This window comes from Viridibacillus sp. FSL H8-0110 (assembly GCF_038003565.1).
In the GTDB taxonomy this organism is placed as follows: domain Bacteria; phylum Bacillota; class Bacilli; order Bacillales_A; family Planococcaceae; genus Viridibacillus; species Viridibacillus arenosi.
In genome coordinates, this window is record NZ_JBBOPJ010000001.1 from 2,498,926 (window position 1) to 2,518,167 (window position 19,242).

The window sequence follows — 19,242 nt, forward strand, 5'->3', positions numbered from 1 at the left end:
CCTCTGATTCACTTGACTCTTCGTACGCCGAAGAATTGTTAATATAGATTATATTTAGGCTTTCAACAACTAACTTTGAAGAAATGATGGTGAAGGATTTGACTTCTACTATTTAGGTGAAATTTCTGTTGTTGAAAGCTCACCTAAAGAAGAATCTATGGTAGACAAAGATGGGAAGGAAATTCCTGTCGTAACAATGAATATGGTTCTTGAACAACCTGTACAGTACGATATTTATCATTACTTGGTAGAAGAATAATAAAAAGACTCGAAGCAAATCGCTGCTTCGAGTTTTTTATTCAACACTCTATTTAAACACATTCTTCTTATGCCACTTAAAATACTTTTTATTTGGTTCGCTTCGAACTACACGCATTTTAGGATTAACACCGTATTTCTCATAATCGCCTTCATTCAATCTGTCTGATATATGAATTTTACCTGTACCATCAAAAGCAATATAGCCTTTATCGTATAAAGCATCATGATTACAGCATAGTAACAAACCATTGTATGGATCTAACCGCTCTTCATTCGTGCTGTCTTTCCAAGGTTTTGAATAACTTGCAAGAAGCATGGCTGGTAAATCAATACCACATAATGCACATTGATGATTCCATAATGGAGCTAAAGATTCTGTATGCTTTTGCTTACCTTTACGGATTTTCACTTTCGCTTCTGCTTCTGTTTCTGCAATTATCGGAATTAAACTATTGCGCTCGTTACTTACTATTGGCCCGATCGCAAACTCTAGCTGCTCCTGATCATCCTCATATATATTTAAATCACTTATGAGTTCCAGAATTTTTATTGCTAATAGCTCGTTACATGGAAATAGATACCCCTGATTTCCATCACCATTTTCCTGAAAAGCTGAATACTTTAAAGGAAGGAGCGGCTGAATTTCTTCAAAATGCATTTTAATATTTAGTGGCTTCTCTAATTCTTCATAGACTGTCTCAACTGTAAAACCATCAACACTATTCTCACTTTTATATGGATTTATCGATTCACTGAAATCTGTTTTAGTGATACTTACTGCTACAATATCACCTTTTACATAGTGAAAAATACAGTCCCCTGCTTCTACTTCTTTCATTCGGCCCCAGAAATGCGGAGTTTGACCACTCTTATCTAACTTGTGAGACCAAATAATATTATTTTTTTTCTCTTCTTCATACGTTTGTCCTTGCATAACTATATAAAAATTCACACCAATGCACCTCTTACATTATTCTAATACAATAATACCACTATTGAACCTGTATAATGTAGAATCATGCTTTACTCTACATTTCTAATATGACAGTCTCTCCTCTACTAGGTTTCCGAAATAAACGACTTAAGCCATTTGAAAGAAAGTTTTACTGTATCATAATACCCTTCTGTAATATCATACGAAATACCAATCATTCTAAAACAAGAAAAAATGCCCACTGCATCTAAATGTGCCGTGAGCATTTCCTATATTAGTGAGGTAAGAATAGTAATTGGAATGCAAATAGAATAGCAAAAACATAAAGCATTGGATGTACTTCTTTCGCTTCACCTTTAACAATTTTCAAAACTGGGTAAGTGATAAAACCAAAAGCAATCCCTGTTGATATGCTTGAAGTTAGTGGCATAATCAAAATGATTAAGAATGCTGGGAACGCTTCTTCAAATTTACTCCATTCAATATCTTTTACAGATCCAATCATTAATGTACCAACAATGATTAAAGTTGGAGAAGTAATAGCAGCAACACCAGAAACAGCGCCCACTAATGGACCAAAGAATGAAGCAACGATGAATAGAATAGCAACAGTTAAACTAGTTAAACCTGTACGACCACCAGCAGCAACACCAGATGAAGATTCAACAAACGCTGTTGTTGGACTTGTACCAAACATAGACCCAACAGTTGTGGCAACTGAGTCAGCTAATAATGCCTGTCGTGCACGAGGTAATTTATCGCCCTTCATCAAACCTGCTTGCTTTGCGACACCAACCATTGTACCTGTTGTATCAAAGAGTGTAACTAAAATGAATGAGAATACAACGCCATATAATCCAAATGAAAAGACTTGGCTAAATGCTTCAATTGGGTTCCAAATTAAAATACCTTCTGGTAAATGAGGAAGAGCTAACACTTTTTCAATATGTAATTGATTAGTTAGCACTGCTACAATACCAGTAACAATCATACCGATAAATAATGCACCTTTGACATTACGTACCATTAAAATAACAGTGATGAATAAACCAAACAACGTTAAGAGTACACCAGGAGAAGTTAAATCACCTAGCATCACTAAGTTACTATCACTTGCGACAACCACTTTGGCCATACGTAAGCCAAGGAATGCGATAAATAAACCAATCCCTGCAGTAATTGCATGTTTTAAATTTTGCGGGATCGTCGTTATTAGTTTTTCACGTAATGGAGTCAGAGATAAAAGAATGAAAATTATCCCTGCCACGAAAACAGCAGCAAAAGCCGTTAAATAATCAATTTTACCATCAGAGGATAATACGACCGCATAAGTGAAATATGCATTCAACCCCATACCAGGAGCAATTGCGATTGGATAATTCGCACAAAGTGCCATCCATAATGTACCTATTACAGCAGAAATAATAGTTGCCATAAATACTTGATCAAGTGGTACACCTGCATCCGATAATATTATCGGGTTTACAACAACGATATATATCATAGTAAGGAATGTAGTCATTCCTGCAATAAGTTCAGTCTTAACATTCGTACCATGTTCTTTTAAACGAAACATTAATATTCCTCCTTCTTAAACACGAACATTTTTTGCAACATTAAATATAATATTCGCTTATAAGGCGAAATGCAACCCCTTTTCTCAAAGTCATTATTCTCTAAATGTTTTGATTATATTTATATAATTATTTGCTATTCCAATGATTTTCTTATTATGCAATATATCTATAGAATTAATTCTTTAATGATAGGAATTAATTCTAGTTTTCGACAAAAAATCAAGAATCCCAATATTCAAATATTTGAGCGCAAAAAAACAGACACTGCTAAGAGTGTCTGTTGAATCTTTATGATATTATTTATTTCTCACGAACAAAAGCTTATACCACTGATTCACTAAAAACGGCATAATAGACAAGCTATAAATAATACCTAATTGTCCCCCACTTAGTTTTGCAACTTCAAATACACCCGTAAGTGATGGAACAAATAGTACTAAATGTAAACTTATAAATCCGATTAAAAATGCTAGCCAAGTATATTTATTCGAGAATATACCGATTGTGAAGATCGATTCTTTTGACCTCGAGTTGAAGCCATGTACTAACCTTGACAAACATAATGTTGTAAATGCCATTGTGCTTGCTGTTAGGGTATCTCCCGTTGACAATCCCATTTGAAAAGCAATGATGGTTGAAATACCAATTAATAATCCTTCGAGCACCACTTGAGTAGTAAATTTTTTATTTAATAATGGAGTGTTAATATTTCTAGGCTTGTCCTTCATTGTTTTCTTATTATGTGGCTCTAAACCTATTGCAATAGCTGGTAAACTATCTGTAAGTAAGTTGATAAATAACAGATGAACAGGGGCAAATGGAACTGGTAAACCTAATACTGTTGCATATAAAACAACAAAAATAGCACCTGCATTACCCGACAATAAGAATAGAATGGCGTTTTTTATATTGGTATACATGCTTCTACCATTCGAAATAGCCTTGACAATCGTTGAAAAATTATCATCCGTTAAAATCATAGAGGATGCATCTTTTGCTACTTCGGTACCGGTTATCCCCATCGCTACACCGATATCTGCTTGTTTTAGGGCAGGGCCATCATTGACTCCATCTCCCGTCATCGCAACGACATTCCCTTTCTCCTGCCAAGCTTTAACGATACGTATCTTATGCTCTGGTGTTACTCGGGCGTAGACAGAAATATCTGGAACTTTTTCTTGTAGTTGTTGATCAGTTAACTCTTCAATTTCATATCCTTCAATCGCTTCTGAAGGATCATTTAAAATACCAATTTGTTTGGCAATAGCTGTTGCTGTTATTTTATGATCCCCTGTAATCATAACTGGTTTAATACCAGCCTTTATACAGTTTTCTACCGCCTCTTTTGACTCTTCTCTAGGAGGATCCATCATCGCCACTAATCCTAAAAAGGTTAAATCATTTTCGACTGAGGCATGAATCGTTTGATTTTTTCTAATTTCTTTGTAAGCAATCGCTAGTACCCGTAAACCATTCATGGAAAAGGAACGATTTACTTCTTCTATTTTTTTACGATGTGCTGCAGTAATATCAATGATGCCTTGAGATGTTTTGATCTTCACAATTTTAGCTAGAAGAACATCTAATGCTCCCTTGGTAATCAAGACATTTTGTTGATTAATATGATTCACTGTACTCATAAGCTTTCTGTCTGAATCAAAAGGGATTTCCGCCGTTCTTGGAAATTTATCTCTTACGATTAATTCGTCAAGATTGTATTGCTTCCCTAATTTTACTAGTGCAATTTCAGTAGGGTCTCCAATTTCTTTTTGATCTCTCTCCAAGGCATTATTACATAAGATCGCCTTTAAGATAAGATCCTTCTCGATTTCATTCTCTGTATGGAGTTGATTATGTGAAATAACTTTTTGATCAACATATACTTGTTGAACAATCATTTTATTTTGAGTGAGGGTTCCCGTTTTGTCTGAACAAATAACAGAAACACTACCTAGACTTTCAACTGCATATAACTTGCGTATAATGGCATTTTCCTTTGCCATTTTTTGTGTCCCAAAAGCCAACACAATAGTAACAATTGAACTTAATGCCTCTGGTATTGCAGCAACTGCAAGTGAAACAGCAAACATAAAAGATTCCACTATTTCACGGCCTCTAAAAAGATCGATAGTGAAAATAGCTAAACAGATTAGCGTAATACCTAATGCTAATTTTTCTCCAAATTGATCTAGACTTACTTGTAGAGGTGTTTTCTTCTCCTTTGCAGTATCTAGTAAATTGGCAATTTTCCCGATTTCTGTTTCCATTCCAATAGCTGTAACAATTACAATACCACGTCCATTAGTGACAAAGCTCCCAGTGAAAACCATATTTTTTTTATCACCAATAGTAATTTGATCATCTACAATGGGTACTGTGCTTTTCTCTACAGCCAACGATTCCCCTGTCAGCGAGCTTTCATTTATACGAAGATTATAGTTTTCTAATAATCTCCCGTCAGCACTTACATAGTCACCGGCTTCCAAATAGAGAAGATCACCAACCACAATATCTTCTGAATAAATTTCAACAATCTGATTATCTCTCATCACTTTTGCAACTGGAGAAGTCAGTTCTTTCAGATTGTCCAAAGACTTTTCTGCCTTCACATGCTGTACAGTGCCCAGGATTGCGTTTAAAATAACTACAATCAAAATCACAATAGTACTTCCTACTTCACCTAATAGATATGAAATGAAAGCGGCAATCATTAAAATAATGACTAATAAATCTTTAAACTGTCCGAAGAAAACGGCAATTGCGCTTGTTCTTTTTCCTGCCACCAATTCATTATAGCCGTATTCTTCTTGTCTCTTTTCGACGTCATAATCACTTAACCCTTGTTTTGTTACGTCCAACATATCCATGACTTCAGTTGATGATTGTTGATGATATTCTGACATCTGATTCTCCTTCCAGTATGAAGTTATTAGACTATCATGCTAATTAAAGAAACTTTAAACTATTATCCTATTTAACTTAGAGGCTCGCAAAACTTGAATAAATCAATTTATTGTGAAAAACAGAATAGAAATTAGTTAGTTTAAAAACGGCGGGACTATGTGTCAGTAGTTAACGAATGTATAACCTGTCAGTACAAATTTGTATGCTAGTGTTACTTAAAAAATCTGTATCGTTTGCTGTAGACCTAACTATATTCAGTAGAAAAAACTCTAGATTTCAACCCCTTCCCCCCTTTTGGAATGCCCATTCTTAAACAGTTAGTAAATTCAATTACATATATCCCCTGGAAATAGAATTTAATGAAATGCATGTCAATTTAGTTCTCTATCTTCTCGACCGCAATAATATTTTTACTTTAACAATACTATTCCTATTTACATTCCAGTATGATAATAATCGATATAGAAATTAATTTAATTGTAAAATATAAAATAGATTCACCTTTATTTTGTACTTAGTAACTTGCTCGTTCTATCCAACATAAAGCAAATGAACGCCATCTTGAAAATTAGCGGAATTTCGAAGTCGAAGTAGCGGTACACTTGTATGGACATTAATAATATCAACTTTTCAATTGGCTATTTTATTCAAAACATCATACCTAGTGGAAGAGTAGAAACATTCGATAAGAGCCGATTATCGTTCATTAGCTTTTAATCTACCTACTGCAAAATTGCGTATTTCTTTGGGCAGTCACGTATAATTGAATCAAAAAAATCCTAAAGTGACACATTTAAACGTGAGAAAACCTCACCAACATACAATTTGGTGAGGTTTTTTACTATATGTCCCTTGTCAGTTGCATTCTAACTCCAAAATTCGACATTCGCCCTGCTCTTCAATTTCTTTCCGAGAATAAATCCTTATTCTTTTGATAAGATTGGTTTGCAACTATATTCCACTCACAATTATTCTTCTTATTTAAATATCTTTACTTTCTATTAAAAAAGGCTTTCCTCAAAAGGCGGTTTTCATCGACTTTTGGAACAGCCTCTTTATATCACTTATCTATTATCCATATGCACTAAATCATGGAGGAACCTTTTTCAGTACACTTATTTTATTTCTTCCATAAATCTTCTAAAGTTTTCAACGATTTCTTTTGATTTGGTATGGTGTAAATAATGTTCTCCTTCAAGTGTCATCACTTTTCCATGTACCGAATCTTTTACTTGCTCTTCATGCAATGGTATCCATCTTTTCACACCTGTATTATTCGCCTGTATAAAGAAAATCAGGGGAAGATTTTTGGGGAATGTTAAATTTTCAGCAGCTATAAAATTAGTATTAAAATTTTCCATTTCATTTGAGGTACTGGAATTATACATATTTTTGAGAGAAAGAATTCTCATTTGTTCTTTTGTTTTGTCATCATATGGTAGTCCAGCATATGGATCATCAATTACTTTTACTACCAATCTAGCTAAACCAGATTTTTTGAGAAATTGAAACGTTTTTATTGGGAATTTAGTATCCATACCGCCTTGTGTTGGAACACTGCTATCGATTCCGACAAATGCACTTACTTCATTTTCATATTTGTTCACATAATCCAACCCGTAAATGCCTGCAATGGAATGACCCATTAAAATATATTGATTAATATTCAGGTTCTGCAATGCTTCATGAAGTTCACTTACAATATTCTCTGTGCTTCGTTCTTTTTCGGTATTGTCACTTAATCCATAACCAAAAGGCTCAACCACGACGACTCTATAATATGGAGATAGCTCATCCACTAGTGGTTTAAAATCAAGTGCAGGTGCAGCTGTTCCATATCCAGGTAGTAGCACGACAGTCTCTTCGCCTTTTCCTTGAATCAAAACATTCATATTTTTCCCATCGACTGTTACAGACTGGCCATAGGGTACTACTTTTCCTTGCTCCGATTTATTACAGACAATATTAACTATATAAACCGTTGCCAAAAAAATTCCGAACACTATAATTATTGCTCCTATTATTTTAAGTAGAATGGATGTTGCTTTACTTGTTCTCTTTCCCATTCTCATTTTCATTGTCTCTATTAGTTTCACTTTCATCTTCTCCTGTCTTCATCTGTTTATTGGGCTACCTTAACAAGCCGTTTAGGAAAGCTTATATGACGAAGATGTACTCCTTATGACGACAATATGAACTGAATATGAACTGAATATGAACAAGCAAAAAAATACTACGACATTATTTGCAAGAAAACTTGCAATAATGTCGTAGTATGGTGAATACAGAAACTACTTTTAAACAATCCATTTGATAACTTATCAATTTAACTAATCTGTTGACGTTGTTATTGGCAAGGTGACAATGATGGTCGTTCCTCTGCCCAGCTCACTTTCCACTCGAATGTTCCCTTGATGAAGCGATACAATTTGTTTGACTATGGCAAGCCCCATACCGCTACCGTCATACTTACGACTATGAGAACGATCGGCCTTAAAAAACCGCTCGAACATACGCTTCTGATCCGCGAGTGAAATACCAATGCCAGTGTCGGTTATTCGTACCATCACGTTTTTGTTATCTTGGTCGATGCTGACATTAATAACTCCACCATCCTCGGAAAATTTGATGCTATTGCCGAGTATATTCGTCCATACTTGATTTAATTGATCATAATCAGCCATTAGACGAACGGCTTTTAAATTGAGCTCGAAATGAATGTTACGAGCGAACCATTGTGGCTGGATCGCAACGATGACTCTTCTAATCTGTTCATCAAGGTTAAACGTGACCAACTGCAGTTGCTGTGACTGTGATTCAAGTAAACTCAGCTTGAGCAGGCTATCACTCATCTTAGACATCCGATCTGCTTCAGCGATGATAATATCGAGATAACGGCTTCTCTCGTTATCTGTGAGTTCTACTTGCTTGAGCGCTAAAGCATAACCGGATATCGAGGTAAGCGGCGATTGAACTTCATGCGACACGTTCGATACGAAATCCCTACGCATCTGCTCCAGTTGATGTAGATCATGAGTCATTTCTTCGAAACTGCGAGCTAAAGTACCAAGCTCACCCTTTTGTTTAATATTCAGCTTAACGTTGAAATCTCCAACTGCTATACGCCTGGTTGCTTGCGTCAGCTTTTTAATCGGCATTATTAGAAACATGGCTGCGACTAGAATTAATAAGCTTCCTGCAATCAACGAATAAGTCAAAAAAGTTAGTGCCCACTTTCTAGTGAATGCGGTGGAAGGTGGTGCTAGCGGCTCTACAAACATTGCTTTCGTTCCCATTTCCGTTTTCAGCGGTAACCCTAAGAAAAAACTAGCAACACCATTCGGATTGACTTGAACAACTTTTCCATCAAGCACTTCCTTTAGTTGTTCATTAGTTACAGTCACCGGATTGTGTCCGTTAAGCGATCCATATGACTGGAATTGCCCCGTTTCATCATAAATTCGAATATGATATGAATCAAGTTGCTTCATTCCACTTACGAATGACTCCGCTTCACGTAACGGAAGTGTTTCATAAATCCGGACAATGTCCTGACCAAAGTGAAGTAAAGGGAATTTTAAGTTTTCGTTCAATTTATCTTTAAATACCCAAGTTGACATAAAAAAAGCAATGATAGTGCCACCGATTACGGAGACCAGAAATGTCAATACAACACGTGTATATAAGGATTTGGTCATTTGTCCACCTCAAGCCTGTATCCAAGTCCACGCACAGTTTCGATACGAAAATCTGTTGTAGTAGAGAACCGTTCACGCAAACGTTTTATATGTACGTCTATCGTTCGATCATCCCCAGCGTAATCGATCCCCCAAATCTGATCTATCAACTGCGCGCGAGTATAGACCTGCCCCGGTGTTCCAGCGAGCTTATACAGCAACTCGAACTCCTTGAGTGGTAAAGTAAGCGAATCTGCCCCACTCATCACCTTATATGTCTGCCGATCAAGGATGATGTTCCCAAACTGGATCGTTTGTGTGGAGCCAATGCGGTATCGTTTCAATAGTGCCTTAACACGAGCCGTCAACTCCAACGGATCGAATGGTTTCGTCAAATAATCATCTGTTCCAAGTTCGAATCCTTTCACTTTCTCCCATGTTTCACCTCTCGCAGTGAGCATAAGTAAAGGAAGATCCGGATTGGCTCTTCGAAGCTCCTTGCATAACGTCCAACCATCCATAATCGGCATCATAATATCAAGTACTACAAGATCCACATGCTTCGAGGCGTAGACAGTCAGTGCTTCCTTACCATCCACAGCTTCAAGTGTTTCGAATCCATCGTTGCGTAAAAATAAACAAACGAGTTCGCGAATAACCGCATCGTCGTCAGCAACCAGTATAGTAGGCATCCGTTCCCTCTTTTCCATCTCATATTGAAGTAACTATTATACTATAATTAAAATTGATTTACTCCTATTCTCCCTTTATTTGCGAGAGTAAATAGAAGTCCCTTACTAAGGATAAATTACTAGACTTTAGCAATCAGGTATAAGAATATTATGATTTTCAAATGCTGCCTTCTCTGCATTTGAAATATACAATTGTTTTTTCATCTTCCCCCTCATCCTTTACATCCATAATAATTTTTGCTCACCTAAGCAAATAGTATGGTCAATTCATACACTACTCTTCTATAAGGTACATTCTAAATCAAAAAAACCAATCTCTAAAAGTAGAAACTATTACATCTATACTTTTAGTTGTAGTAAATACAAAAACTCTTTAGATAGATAAATTAGGCTTCGATTTTTTCTTTTGCCCAACATTTATCGTGCCATCAAAATCATCTCCAGTTATAGAAATTGCAAAACAGCAATCGTCCATTTTAAACGATCATTAGATGACGAATTCAAATTGATTTCATAAATAGAATAAGAAGAATTTCAAGTACAATAAACAAATAATCCCACTGGATAAGTATCCAGCGGGATTTTCTCGTCATTAAATGCTAAACAACTGTTTGACTATATATCAAGTACCGCAATACGTACGGTATGGTACTGTTGATGTAGGTACCTTGGCATATTCTGTTTGTTCTGCTGAATACTCATAAGGATTTGAAAGCACAGTCAAAAGTTGCTTCATCACACTATAGTCACCTTGCTTCACCGCTGCTTCTAGTGCAGCTTCAACCCGATGGTTTCGTGGGATTACCGCCGGATTACTATCCCGCATCAACTGATTCGATGATGCTTGAGATTGCTGTTGTCGGCTTAGCCTAGCTTGCCAGAGTTCATACCACTGAGAGAATTCTTGAGTCCCATAAAGGGCAGTTTCATCCATCGCGTCTAAAGTTAAAGCGCGAAAAGTATTAGTATAATCTACACGATACTTCTTCATCATACTTAAGAGTCCGTTAATAAGAGCTTCATCTTCGGCCTCTTCATTAAATATCCCAAGCTTAGCTCTCATTCCTTCGAGCCAATTGGTTTGATACAACTCATTAAAACCTGATAGATGATCTTGGGCCAATTCGATAGCCTGCTCCAGATTATCATGCAGTAAAGGCAATAGGGTTTCAGCAAATCGCGCAAGATTCCAACCCGCTAGAAACGGCTGATTGCCATAAGAGTAGCGCCCTTGAGTATCAATGGAACTGAATACTGTTTCTGGATCATAGACATCCATAAAAGCACAAGGACCATAATCAATGGTTTCACCACTAATGGACATGTTATCTGTGTTCATCACTCCATGAATAAAACCAACGAGTTGCCATTTGGCAATAAGCTTTGCTTGATGTTCAATCACTTCTTGAAGAAGAGAAAGATATTTGTCTTCATTAGCTTCAATATTAGGAAAATGACGCTCAATTGTATAATCAGCAAGAGTCTGGAGTTCCTCTATTGTGCCGAAGTTTGCAGCATATTGAAAGGTTCCGACACGTATATGACTAGCTGCCACACGAGTCAATACAGCACCCGGTAGTTCCGTTTCGCGTAAAACAGGTTCACCTGTTGTTACTACTGCAAGACTACGGGTAGTAGGGATTTCAAAGGCATGCATTGCTTCGCTAATGATATATTCTCGTAGCATTGGTCCTAGTGTTGCACGACCATCCCCCCCGCGGGAGTATGGTGTTCTACCTGAACCTTTAAGCTGAATATCAATTCGCTTACCATTTGGTGAAATGTGCTCACCTAACAGTATTGCTCGGCCATCTCCAAGCATATTAAAATGGCCGAATTGATGCCCTGCATAAGCTTGAGCAAGTGGCGAAGCGCCTTCAGGAATCTGATTTCCTGCAAATATTTCAATACCGTCTTCTTTTTGTAATTCTTGAACGTTTAAACCCAAAGATGTTGCCAACTCACTATTAAAAATTATCAACTCCGGCGAAATGGCCGGGGTTGGATTGATGCTTGAAAAAAATGACTTTGGCAAACGGCTATAGCTATTGTCAAAGTTCCAACCTACTTCATTATTTTTTGTCATAGTTTCTCCTTTTGGTCTTTATATATACTTTCTCTTAAATGAAGTAATAACGAAAAACACTTTATATTTTTTCGTTATCTTCTTTCTATAAAAACACAATGCATTTCTTTTAATGTTTACTTCTGCTTATTAATTATACCGTTTGCACAGTTTTAAGTGTTTTTTATTTTCAGTGTTGCGGAATTTAAGAGCCATCTTTCTTCACTTCAACTCCAATGGGTTAGACAATGCTCATAAATTTATATAACTTTAGAATTACCTCATATTATGAATTGTCATGATTATTAGTATTATTGAAATAAAATATAATATCGGTGCCTGGTTCCCTTATATATTAGTAAGTATACTTAAACATGACAACGTTAAGAAAAAGCCTAATACATACAGAAGGAGATTCCCCTCATTCCTTACAATGGATAGAATCGTGCCTAATAATAGAAATGGATATGCTAAGAGTGGTAGTAAATTAAGCAACATTTCGTTTTTCATAATGAAATCATTGATCATTTCTATAATTATGAGAAGAAAACCAATATTGAAACTTGCCAATTTTACTTTATAAGTTAAATTCTTCAGAATAGAGGTGTGTTGTCCAGTCCACTCTCCAAATAATGCTTTAATTGATATTCGATCTTCTTTACTATGTAATTTTGGATAAATAGGCTGTAAAAAAGGAGGCTTACCTTCTATTGATTCATACCCCCATGCTATTTCATTTCCATCAATGCATTCTTTTGTTACACCTTGTGAATATTCTAGGTTATCAATGTATTTCGGATCCAATAATCTTTCCGGGTCAATAGAAAATGCTAATCTTTTCCCTTCGTGATCGCCAAAATATCTTTTTTTATTTGGGAAAACTCCATAATGTATAGCTGATGATATATTTATAAATGGGTGTAAATACATTTTCATCCTCCCCATACTCGGATCAACTGGAATCCATCCTTCATTTTCAATATAAATTTCACTCCATGCATGAGGTGAAAATTTCTTAAGTATCCAAGTTCCATATAACATTCTTGCTGGAATATCGATAGCTCTACAATACGAACAGAAGATTGCACCAAACTCTCCGCAGTCACCCTTCTTCCTTTCTTTAAAAACTGCAACCCCTCTTCCAGAAAGATGTGAGGAGTACTTGTATGTTTTATAATATATAGAAATAATTTTTCAGCCTTTTCAATATCTGTACTTACTCCTTCTACAATCCTTTGTGCTTCTTTTTTATCTCTTCACTTACAGGTATTAGATTTGTAGAACGCAAAAAGAACTCCTTTTCTTCTTTTGTTATGTTAGATGTATAAGTTTTACCTCTTCTGCTACCTTGATAATCAATTGTTATTTCTAATTTTTGACCTGGCTCTAACTTGTAATACCATAGATTATTCAAAAAGGAATGCTCAGAAATTTTTTCTGGTATAAGATTAGGTTTTGTCACGATATATTATTGTGTGGAAGATTCTTTTGGTTCTGAAAACCATACTTCAACATTTCCCTTAGTAATATTTTCGTACTGATATTTCAATTTAAAATTTTGCTTCCTCATACATCACACCCCTATACTTTTTGTTTTAAAGATAACTATTAATCAACACATATTTTCAATTCACTCGATCGCCTTCACTCAAATCCATATTATAACATTTTTGTAATTTTAGTTAATTAATTACCTTTTATTAAAAAATCCCCTTAAGTCAATAAAGACTTAAGAGGAAATTTCTGTTTTAGAGTAAATGAACAATTGTTTGAAATGCAAAATACACGCTAATAATTGTTAATACAGTAGCAACAATATTCTCTACCTTACTTCCAGTTCGAGTTGTAAACGGTAATCGCACTGTGATTTTTAGTGGAAAGAATAACTTAATACCATTTTTTGTAGCCATATCAAGCAGATAATGGCTGACCATTCCAAGTAATACGCCTGCTGTGATTGATTCATTCGAAATATATGTATTCATAACAACGAACATTAATAATAAAAATAGTAAACTATGCGTGAACGATCGATGCCCAAATATCTTATTGACGACTTTTGATGTGATACGGAACGTCCGTCCTATTTTACTGCCACTGTGGCAAATATCTGGTATCAATGCTCCTATTACACTTGAACCAACGAGTATTAATGGATCGTAATTTGAAATTTGTGCAAAAGCAAGACCTGCTGTAATGCCGCCTAAGATGTGAGTATTTCCTGTCATGCTTGTAATTCTCCTTAATTCTATTAATATGTGTGCCCTTTTACATTACACTAATCGTAGTCATAATTATATATATAATAGTGTTTTTTTGATAAACAAACAAATGTTTTGTGTTATTTTACCTAAGTTCATCATCTCCTAATAAGAATCATATTCTTTGAATCAACGCTAGCATAGCTATAATTTAGTGAAAATAGTAAGCCCTACAATAAAAATGCACCCTAAATGTTATTTTTGTATAACAATTAGGGTGCATTTCTATATTAAGTTGTCTTTACTTCTTCCATAAGCTTATCTATTACATCTTATTATCTCTAAAATACAATTTAACTTATTAAAATTACCTCGAATTATCAGAAATAATAATAGGTTTATCTATGTATTACTTAGCAACTTGAAAACATGCAGTTATATCAACAACCTCTACTTCACCGCATTTACTTTTATGCAACTATATTCTTTAGGTATATAGAATTTATTGTAAACTAATGGATAATCCTCATGAATAAAAATACTCTCTAATAATAAATCACAGTCTTCTCCACCATCTACTTTATGTTTCTGTGAAGAAGAATTAACAGAAGCTGAACGCTTTATGTCAATCGTAGATCTATTTGCAAGCTTATAAATTCTAGTTTCAAGCATTTCTAATAATTGATCATTATCTTGTAAATCTAAATTCAATTCAGCTACTGCTTCAATTGCGATATTCGTAAAGGCATAGGCAACAACTTCCCCTGCACTTTTATACCACCTCTCAAACGCAACAACGGCGGCGGACTTCCTACATAATACTTGCTGGGTATATTCACTATCCAAATCAATTCTGAAACTCATCTCAACATCATCTATTTGTTTCGTATGAGATTTATACAGAGGATTCCCTATTTTTTCTATACCTATTTTTTCATTATTTATTGCTATCTTCGTAATAAAATTCCCTTTTCCATGTACCCTTTTCACCAGTCCATCATCTTGTAAAAGGGAAAGGGACTGTCTTAATGTCATTCTACTAACTCCGAACATTTTTGCTAATTCAGGTTCTGCCGGTAATTTGCTATCTAACATAAACGTTCCATTCATGATGAGTTTATATAATTCATCATACACAGTTATATACAATGGTTTTTTTCTTTCTTCCATATTTGCAATTTTGAATTCCATCTTCACACACCTATACTATTTTTAGATTATGGATCCTCATCAATTTATTTCATTAATATGTATTATAAAGTTAGTAAATCATTACATCTATTTCATAAAAAATGTGTCACAGCTTATTATCTGTGACACATTTACCTGAACTAACTTCCGTTAATTAGTTTTTTCTAATTTACTTAATAGAGTCACAAACAATCCTAAACTAACAAACGCAATAATTGAAAGAACAATTAGGATAGTTGAAATTTCTACTTTATCAAGCATCGCTGCAGTGTATGTGATACCCATAGAAGCAGCCACATTCAATGTTAAATTGTAGAAACCGATTGCTGTTCCCGATTTATCTTTTGGTATTGTTCTAATACATGTTTCAAGCATAGGTGCATACATGAAAGCAAATGAACCTGAGAATAGCATCATAGAAATAACAAAAATGACAACAGTGCTTCCAACAAATAAGCCTGGAATTAACAAGCTTGCAGCAATACCAATAAGTGCAATAGAGATTGCCTGTTTACTGCTTAAATATTTTGCAATTTTCCCAGAAAGCATACCAACGATTATTGCTGTAATGTACCCAGGGATTAATAATAATGAGATAACATCTAGTTTTAAGCCATATACTCCTTCAAGAATAAATGGGAAAGTGAAAATATAGCCTAATTGAACTGTATAAATGACAAATGCAACTGATAAAGTTCTAATGAAATTCTTATTTTTAAAGAAAGAGATATCAATTAGAGCTTTAGGGCTTTTGCTTATATACACTAAGAATAACGTCATAGCAATGATAAAACCAATTAGATACAGCCAATTAAAGTTTGAAATAAAGAGAATAACCGATGTAGCAATTGCTGCAATCAAAAATAAACCAATTACATCAACATAGCTTTTTGTAGACTTTTCTTTCGGTAGATATTTCATGATAAATGGAACAAGAGCTATTGTTACTAAAGGAATTATAAATAGAGTTGTCCAATGTAAATATGTTGAAACATATCCACCTGTTACAGAACCAATTACAAGTGACAGAGAATAACTACTTGTACTAAACCCTAAAAACTTTTTTTGCTCTGCTTTTGGCAAATGCTTTGTAACGTAAATCACATATAATGTTTCAGCAGATGCTAAACCAGCTGTTTGAATAATTCTCGAAAAAAGAATCATCGCATACGAATCTTTAAAAACGTAACCCATCACAGAACCAGCACAAATCATAATAACACCAGCAATTAAAAGCGTTCTGATATTGATTGAATCAGCTAAGGAAGCGTATACAACCGCTCCAATACCAATTACAAGACCTGCAAGAGTAGCTTGCCAACTAACAGTTGTTACTGAAATTCCAAGGTCATCTGCTATTGCTACTGAAACTAATTTAAACGAATTATCAATAGTCAATGCGAATACAAAGAAAAGTAAAATTATAGGTACTGCCTTTTTTACATTATGGTTTTGTGATGCTGATGATTTTTCACTAATTGCGACCATTTTATGGCTCCCTGTCTTAAGAAAATTTAATTTAATCTACTATTTAATATAATATTCAAGACATGGAATCTACTTCGAAATTGTGAAGCAGTTAAATACTCTTTAACTGTTTCCTCTAACTCACACTCGTTATATTCCACTTAAATAATTATTAAGCTAGCTCTAATGCAATTTCCATCATTTTTGTAAACGCTGTTTGTCTTTCTAATTGCGTTGTTTGCTCATGTTTGAAGATATGATCACTAATTGTTAAGATACAAAGAGCATTTACACCTGCTTGCGCAGCATTCATGTAAAGTGCAGCTGACTCCATTTCTGCGCATAAAATGCCCATTTTACTCCATCTTTCCAATGCTGTAGGATCAGCATTATAGAAGACATCACTAGCAAGAACATTCCCTACACGAACAGGAGATCCTTTTTCATCAGCGACCTTCTTAGCTTTCTCAAGTAACTCATATGATGCAGTAATTGAATAATGACCTGGTAAATTAAATTGGTGTGCGTAATTAGAATCTGTCGCAGATCCCATTGCAAATACGATATCATACAAGTTCAAATCATCTTGAATTGAACCTGCTGATCCAATACGGATTAAGTTTTTAACGCCGAACACGTTGATTAATTCCCATGAATAGATTCCCATGCTAGCTGTTCCCATACCTGTACCCATTACTGAGATTTTTTTCCCTTTAAAAGTACCTGTATATCCAAGCATGCCACGCACTTCATTGAACTGTACTACATCTTCTAAATAAGTTTCCGCAATAAATTTAGCTCGTAATGGATCACCTGGTAATAGAATTGTCTCTGCAATTTCTACTCCATTAGGCTTAATGTGTGGTGTTTCTTTGTGATTTGTACTCATCAAATAAGTCTCCTTTGTAATTGTTTTATAAAGTCGTTTATACATTAAAGTACTCTATTTCTTTAGAAATCTGAATGCGCTTACTTTTCAAGAAAAAATAGACAACTTATATATCTAACGAACAACTTGTATAATAAGTTGTCTAATTGATATTATATAAAAATACCACATATTCATTTCTTTTTTCAATATATTTTTTACATTTAACATTTTAATATTAAAAGATTTTCGGTTTTTATACTAGATTTGATTGAAACACCTAATTTATAAAGAAATAGACTAGTTCTTCTTAAAAAATATATAAGCACCTTCAACTAATGGCACTTAGTTTTTTGGCCCTGTTTCAACAATATGAAAAAAGGGCTGCCAAATAAGTCCAACTACAACTTACTGACACCCCTTTTTATATGATTTACTCTTTTTCATATTTCTAATAACTATCTACCTAATTCACTTTATTCACATAAATAGTCATACTATTCAAAAGTTGAATATTCGTAGATCTTAGCTCAAACCTATCAACTTTCCTAAAGCAAAACATTTATGAAAACATCATTATATTACAATAAATATTGTATTTTTTCACTGTTGTTATTAATAAATCTTCTAATGTACTCTCCATAGCATATTATTTTCTTTTTATTTTTGAACCGTATTTTTTATATCCTCGAAAACCGTTCATAAACATCATTCAACGTCTTACAACCCAATTGTTGAATTTCCGCTACATATAAGCTCCACAGTTCTGCAGTTAACTTTGCATCTCCTAATGCATGATGACGATTCACCACTGAAATACCATTTTGTTCACATAAATCCTCTAGTTTCACATTTTTTGATTTTGGTTCAACAATTTTATATAGGAAGGAAGTATCTACAATCCGGTGCTTGAAAGGTGTGCGAAATAACTTTGAGCTAGCATGTTGCATAAAATTGCGTTCATGATTAGCGTGATGTGCCACAAGCGTACAATCTCCTTTAAATTGAAGAAAATGGATGAGAACTTCGGATAAACTTGGCGCTTCTATTAATTGCTCATTTGTGATACCAGTTAGCTGAATAATTTCCTGGGGAATGTTCCGATCAAAATGAACAAGCGAGTAAAATGCCTCTTCTTCCTTAATAATTTCCCCACTCATTTTTATTGCACCAATCGAAAGTATTCCGTCTCCTTTTTCAGGAGAGAAGCCTGTTGTTTCAATATCAAAAACTACTACATTTAGTTCGTGTAAGGGCGTATTTAATGCTTTATCTTGATTCACCTCTTTTTGCAAATGCCTTAAATAAGCCATTTGCTGTGAGTTTTGAATATCACCTATTCTACCAGTGTTTCTTTTCCCTTGAATTCCTCTTAATAGTTGAATAAACGGTTCAAAAACCATTG

The 19,242-nt window shown here is 34.6% G+C and carries 14 protein-coding genes and 2 pseudogenes; 1 reads left to right on the forward strand and 15 read right to left on the reverse strand.

Translation table 11 applies throughout. The annotated features are described in order from the left end of the window. Positions 1 to 94: 94 nt before the first annotated feature. Positions 95 to 259: pseudogene (locus MHH98_RS12445) on the forward strand (DUF3427 domain-containing protein); the annotation flags it as partial. A 48-nt stretch (positions 260 to 307) separates the two neighbouring features. Here the strand turns inward: MHH98_RS12445 and MHH98_RS12450 are convergent. The 15 genes and pseudogenes from MHH98_RS12450 to MHH98_RS12515 all read right to left on the reverse strand — a co-directional run bounded on the left by MHH98_RS12450 (position 308) and on the right by MHH98_RS12515 (position 19,240). After that, positions 308 to 1,213 (reverse strand): HNH endonuclease, encoded by a 906-nt coding sequence (locus MHH98_RS12450; RefSeq protein WP_076065105.1) that lies wholly within the window; start codon positions 1,211 to 1,213, stop codon positions 308 to 310. A 256-nt stretch (positions 1,214 to 1,469) separates the two neighbouring features. Continuing rightward, positions 1,470 to 2,771: an NCS2 family permease gene (locus MHH98_RS12455; protein ID WP_076034888.1), complete on the reverse strand. Its 1,302-nt coding sequence runs from the start codon at positions 2,769 to 2,771 to the stop codon at positions 1,470 to 1,472. Between the two features lie 297 nt (positions 2,772 to 3,068). Beyond that, complete coding sequence (locus MHH98_RS12460; RefSeq protein ID WP_340712988.1) at positions 3,069 to 5,675, reverse strand: cation-translocating P-type ATPase; 2,607 nt, start codon at positions 5,673 to 5,675, stop codon at positions 3,069 to 3,071. Between the two features lie 1,116 nt (positions 5,676 to 6,791). Then, positions 6,792 to 7,778 (reverse strand): alpha/beta fold hydrolase, encoded by a 987-nt coding sequence (locus MHH98_RS12465; RefSeq protein WP_445684007.1) that lies wholly within the window; start codon positions 7,776 to 7,778, stop codon positions 6,792 to 6,794. A 228-nt stretch (positions 7,779 to 8,006) separates the two neighbouring features. Beyond that, a complete protein-coding gene (locus MHH98_RS12470) occupies positions 8,007 to 9,374 on the reverse strand; it encodes a sensor histidine kinase (RefSeq protein WP_340712990.1) in 1,368 nt (455 codons plus the stop codon). Continuing rightward, on the reverse strand, positions 9,371 to 10,045 hold the full coding sequence (locus tag MHH98_RS12475; RefSeq protein ID WP_076065108.1) for a response regulator transcription factor: 675 nt from the start codon (positions 10,043 to 10,045) through the stop codon (positions 9,371 to 9,373). Before MHH98_RS12475 ends, MHH98_RS12470 begins: the two co-directional genes overlap by 4 nt. Before the next feature lie 622 nt (positions 10,046 to 10,667). Further along, on the reverse strand, positions 10,668 to 12,131 hold the full coding sequence (locus tag MHH98_RS12480; RefSeq protein WP_076065109.1) for a protein adenylyltransferase SelO: 1,464 nt from the start codon (positions 12,129 to 12,131) through the stop codon (positions 10,668 to 10,670). Positions 12,132 to 12,458: 327 nt separating this feature from the next. Next, positions 12,459 to 13,046: a hypothetical protein gene (locus MHH98_RS12485; RefSeq protein WP_246832411.1), complete on the reverse strand. Its 588-nt coding sequence runs from the start codon at positions 13,044 to 13,046 to the stop codon at positions 12,459 to 12,461. 24 nt (positions 13,047 to 13,070) lie between these two features. Beyond that, positions 13,071 to 13,301, reverse strand: a pseudogene (locus MHH98_RS22095) (transglutaminase-like domain-containing protein); the annotation flags it as partial. A 34-nt stretch (positions 13,302 to 13,335) separates the two neighbouring features. Beyond that, a complete protein-coding gene (locus MHH98_RS12490) occupies positions 13,336 to 13,524 on the reverse strand; it encodes a hypothetical protein (RefSeq protein WP_340712995.1) in 189 nt (62 codons plus the stop codon). 334 nt (positions 13,525 to 13,858) lie between these two features. Beyond that, positions 13,859 to 14,338 carry a metal-dependent hydrolase gene (locus tag MHH98_RS12495; protein ID WP_038181128.1) on the reverse strand — a complete coding sequence of 160 codons (480 nt, stop codon included), beginning with the start codon at positions 14,336 to 14,338 and terminating at the stop codon, positions 13,859 to 13,861. A 423-nt stretch (positions 14,339 to 14,761) separates the two neighbouring features. Beyond that, positions 14,762 to 15,502, reverse strand: coding sequence for a GntR family transcriptional regulator (locus MHH98_RS12500; RefSeq protein ID WP_038181124.1), 741 nt, complete (start codon positions 15,500 to 15,502; stop codon positions 14,762 to 14,764). Positions 15,503 to 15,652: 150 nt separating this feature from the next. Further along, the gene (locus tag MHH98_RS12505) at positions 15,653 to 16,990 is read right to left on the reverse strand and encodes an MFS transporter (RefSeq protein WP_340712996.1); all 1,338 of its coding nucleotides are present in this window, start codon (positions 16,988 to 16,990) and stop codon (positions 15,653 to 15,655) included. A 151-nt stretch (positions 16,991 to 17,141) separates the two neighbouring features. Then, the gene (gene deoD / locus MHH98_RS12510; RefSeq protein ID WP_038181119.1) at positions 17,142 to 17,858 is read right to left on the reverse strand and encodes a purine-nucleoside phosphorylase; all 717 of its coding nucleotides are present in this window, start codon (positions 17,856 to 17,858) and stop codon (positions 17,142 to 17,144) included. Between the two features lie 659 nt (positions 17,859 to 18,517). After that, positions 18,518 to 19,240: an exonuclease domain-containing protein gene (locus MHH98_RS12515; RefSeq protein ID WP_038181116.1), complete on the reverse strand. Its 723-nt coding sequence runs from the start codon at positions 19,238 to 19,240 to the stop codon at positions 18,518 to 18,520. Between the last annotated feature and the right edge of the window lie 2 nt (positions 19,241 to 19,242).